The organism is Intrasporangium sp. (genome assembly GCF_051961875.1).
Taxonomy (GTDB): domain Bacteria; phylum Actinomycetota; class Actinomycetes; order Actinomycetales; family Dermatophilaceae; genus Intrasporangium_A.
The window spans coordinates 1-3803 of the sequence record NZ_JBQCCV010000175.1; the positions used below are offsets into that span (position 1 = coordinate 1).

The following is a 3803-nucleotide window of genomic DNA, read 5'->3' on the forward strand; positions in this document are numbered from 1 at the left end:
GTCGAGACCGTCGAGACCACCACTGCCGTGACCGACATCGCCGGTGACTACGCGCTCGACCCGACGCACACCCGGATCGGCTTCTCCGCCCGGCACGCCATGGTCACGAAGGTCCGCGGCCAGTTCGACGAGTTCGAGGGCCACGCTCGCATCGACACCGCCAACCCGGCCAACTCGACCGTCAAGGTCGTCATCAAGGCCGCAAGCGTCACGACCGGTGTCGAGCAGCGCGACGGCCACCTCAAGACGCCGGACTTCTTCGACATCGAGAACTACCCCGAGATCACCTTCGTCTCGACCGACGTCAAGCGTGACGGCGCCGACTGGGCCATCACCGGCGACCTCACCATCAACGCCGTGACCAAGCCCGTCACCATCGAGTTCGAGGAGACCGGCTCGGCCAAGGACCCGTTCGGCAACATCCGCGTCGGGTTCGAGGGCGGCACGACCATCGACCGCACCGAGTGGGGCCTGACCTTCAACGCCTCGCTCGAGACCGGTGGCGTCCTCGTCAGCGACAAGGTCAAGCTCGAGTTCGATGTGTCGGCGATCGCCCAGGTCCCGTCCCAGGCCTGAGCAGGACCGAATCACACCCGAAGGGGGTGAGGACCGTTGGTCCTCACCCCCTTCGTGGCACTCCCCCTCGTCGTGTATGCCGCGGAGCCGCGTATGCGGCCGAGCCCGTATACGGTGAGCCGGCCCCTCGCTAGTCGCGTTGATGCTCGCCGGCGCCGTTCACCGCGTCGCGGATGACGGGCCACGCGACGTCGCCGGAGTAGCCCTTGCGAGCGAGCAGGCCGGCCAGGCGCCTGGCCTGGACGTCGGGATCCAGTCCGTGCATCGTGCGCAGCTTCTTCGCGACGAGCTCCTCCGCCTTCGCGCGCTCGTTCTCCACGCCGATCTCGCCGAGCGCGTCCTCGGCGATCTGGGCGTCGATGCCCTGCTTGCGCAGCTCATGGGCCAGCGCCTTGCGGGCGAGGCCCCTGCCCTGCTGTTTCGACCGGACCAGTAGCTCGGCGTAGGCCTCGTCGTCGACCAGTCCGACCTCGGTCATCCGGTCGAGTACGCGCCGGGCCACGTCGTCGTCACAGCCACGCTGGCGCAGCTTCTTCTCGAGCTGGGCGCGGCTGCGGGGGGCCATGCTGAGCTGCCGCAGCACGATGGCCCGGGCGACCGACTCCGCGTCGGCCTCCGGCGCCAGGGACGCAGGATCCTCCGGTGGCGGGGCTGGAGTGCGGCGACGGCGTCGCCCACCTGAGCCGGCGGGTCCGGTGCCGGCTGCCCCGGTGTTCGCCGTGCCGGGGTCCCCCCGCCCCGGTTGGAAGGTGTGGGTGCCGGCCCGCGCCCCGGCCAGGCCCTCGGCTCTCGCCAGGGCGGCCGCCGCGCGGGCCAGCTTGGCCTCACGGGTCAGGTCGTTGTTCGCGTCACCCATGAGCCGTCCGGTCAGAAGTCGACGGGCACGTCCGCGCCGTCGGCCGGCTGGTCGACCCGCGGGCCGACGCCGAGCTTCTCCTTGACCTTCTTCTCGATCTCGTCCGCGAGGTCGGGGTTGTCCTTGAGGAAGTTGCGGGCATTCTCCTTGCCCTGCCCGAGCTGGTCGCCCTCGTAGGTGTACCAGGCGCCGGCCTTGCGGATGAAGCCGTGCTCGACGCCCATGTCGATGATGCCGCCCTCACGGGAGATGCCCTGCCCGTAGAGAATGTCGAACTCGGCCTGCTTGAACGGCGGGGAGACCTTGTTCTTGACGACCTTGACGCGGGTGCGGTTGCCGACCGGCTCGGTGCCGTCCTTGAGCGTCTCGATGCGCCGCACGTCGAGCCGGATCGACGCATAGAACTTCAGCGCCTTGCCACCCGTCGTCGTCTCGGGCGAGCCGAACATCACGCCGATCTTCTCGCGGAGCTGGTTGATGAAGATCGCTGTGGTGCCGGTGGAGTTCAGCGCCCCAGTCAGCTTGCGGAGCGCCTGGCTCATGAGGCGGGCCTGCAGACCGACGTGGCTGTCGCCCATCTCGCCCTCGATCTCGGCCCGGGGCACGAGCGCCGCGACGGAGTCGATGACGATGATGTCGAGGGCGCCGGAGCGGATCAGCATGTCGGCGATCTCGAGGGCCTGCTCACCGGTGTCGGGCTGGGAGACGAGCAGGCCGTCGGTGTCGACGCCGAGCTTCTTCGCGTACTCGGGGTCGAGGGCATGCTCGGCGTCGATGAACGCCGCGATGCCGCCCGCACGCTGCGCGTTCGCGACGGCGTGCAGCGCCACCGTGGTCTTGCCGCTGCTCTCAGGGCCGTAGATCTCGACCACGCGACCGCGCGGCAGACCACCGATGCCGAGTGCGACGTCGAGCGAGATCGAGCCGGTCGGGATGACCTCGATGGGCGGCCGGACGTCGTCGCCGAGGCGCATCACCGCGCCCTTGCCGTAGCTCTTCTCGATCTGGCCCATCACCGTGGAGAGGGCCTTGTCCTTGTCCTGTGCCGTTGCCATGTCGGTCACCTGTCTGCCGTCCCTGGTGCGGTCGTCTACCTGCGACCCTCCGGCGAACGGCTCGTGTCGTGCGCTGTCGAGTCAGACGTTAGATCGGACCACCGACACCGGGTTGCTCCACGGGACGGCCCTGTGGACGGCGAGTAGTGGGTGTTCGATCTTGTGGACAACACTACCGAACACGTGTTCGAGATCGGCGGACGTCCGCGACGACACGCCGCGAAACCCGAGCCGCAGCTTGCTCAGCCTTCGAGCGCGCGGGCGAAAGCGGCATACGTCGCCTCGGAGAAGAGCCAGAAGCGCGCCTGCACCACGGTCGGGTACCGCTGCATCGCCGCGGCGACCGTCGTGATCGCGACCTCGGCACCCTCGTCGAGCGGGTAGCCGTAGACGCCACACGAGACGGCCGGGAAGGCGAGCCGGGCGCAGTCGTGCTGGGCGGCCACCTCGACGCTCCGCTCGTAGCACGACGTCAGCAGCTCCCGCTCCCCTGCTCCCCCGCCACGCCAGATCGGGCCGACCGTGTGGATGATGTGCGAGACCGGGAGCCGGCCCGCACCGGTGACCTTCGCGTCGCCGGTGCGGCACCCGCCCAGCCGACGGCACTCCTCGAGCAGCTCCGGGCCCGCGGCCCGGTGGATCGCTCCGTCGACACCCCCACCGCCCAGCAGCGACTCGTTGGCGGCATTGACGATCGCGTCGACCGACGCATCCGTCGTGATGTCACCCTGGTGCAGCGTGATTCCGGAGACCCCGCTCACGCCTGTGGTCGCGCCTCTGTCCACCGCTCCGTGCCTCGCTCGTTCCTCACTCGTGTCCTCACGGCGGTCGGCGCTCACGCCCCAGCCTGCCCGCCGTGCCCACCCCGCGCCTCGCGGTTGTCACGGCCGAGCCGTCGCGACTCCGGGACGTCCATGTCCTCACAGAGCGCCTCCCAGACCGTGCGTGGGGGCACACCCTGGTCGAGCGCCTGGCGCACCGTCCGGTTGCCCAGGGCACCGAGGACGTGGCCCCGGGCCAGGGAGTCGGCATACGCCTCCCCGAACTCGTCCCGCATCAGGGTCCAGAAGTGGCTCATCCGCACTCCTGCAGTCTGCCACTCCCCCGACGGGAACCCCGCCGCGCACACCCGGCGTCCGAGGGGTTGCCGCAAGCGCGCACGCCCGCGTGCCGCGACCGGTATCGTCCTCTTCCGCCCGTGCCCACGCGGGCCCACAGCACACGTCAGGGGAGCAACCAATGACCGAAGACAACCCGGGACCCACCGAGGGTCCCTCCGCCGCGCCGGACCCGTCGCCTGCCGGCACGCCCGGCCC

At 70.2% G+C, this 3803-nt stretch carries 5 protein-coding genes; 1 reads left to right on the top strand and 4 read right to left on the bottom strand.

From position 1 onward, the window contains the following. Positions 1-27 precede the first annotated feature (27 nt). Complete coding sequence (locus ACTHJJ_RS10335; RefSeq protein ID WP_440302860.1) at positions 28-576, top strand: YceI family protein; 549 nt, start codon at positions 28-30, stop codon at positions 574-576. A 130-nt stretch (positions 577-706) separates the two neighbouring features. Here the strand turns inward: ACTHJJ_RS10335 and ACTHJJ_RS10340 are convergent, their stop codons facing one another. The 4 genes from ACTHJJ_RS10340 to ACTHJJ_RS10355 all read right to left on the bottom strand — a co-directional run bounded on the left by ACTHJJ_RS10340 (position 707) and on the right by ACTHJJ_RS10355 (position 3565). Beyond that, complete coding sequence (locus ACTHJJ_RS10340) at positions 707-1432, bottom strand: regulatory protein RecX (protein WP_440302856.1); 726 nt, start codon at positions 1430-1432, stop codon at positions 707-709. An 11-nt stretch (positions 1433-1443) separates the two neighbouring features. Continuing rightward, positions 1444-2487, bottom strand: coding sequence for a recombinase RecA (gene recA / locus ACTHJJ_RS10345; protein WP_440302857.1), 1044 nt, complete (start codon positions 2485-2487; stop codon positions 1444-1446). A gap of 242 nt (positions 2488-2729) precedes the next feature. Then, positions 2730-3248, bottom strand: coding sequence for an O-acetyl-ADP-ribose deacetylase (locus ACTHJJ_RS10350; RefSeq protein WP_440302858.1), 519 nt, complete (start codon positions 3246-3248; stop codon positions 2730-2732). 74 nt (positions 3249-3322) lie between these two features. Beyond that, positions 3323-3565 (bottom strand): DUF3046 domain-containing protein, encoded by a 243-nt coding sequence (locus ACTHJJ_RS10355; RefSeq protein WP_440302859.1) that lies wholly within the window; start codon positions 3563-3565, stop codon positions 3323-3325. Between the last annotated feature and the right edge of the window lie 238 nt (positions 3566-3803).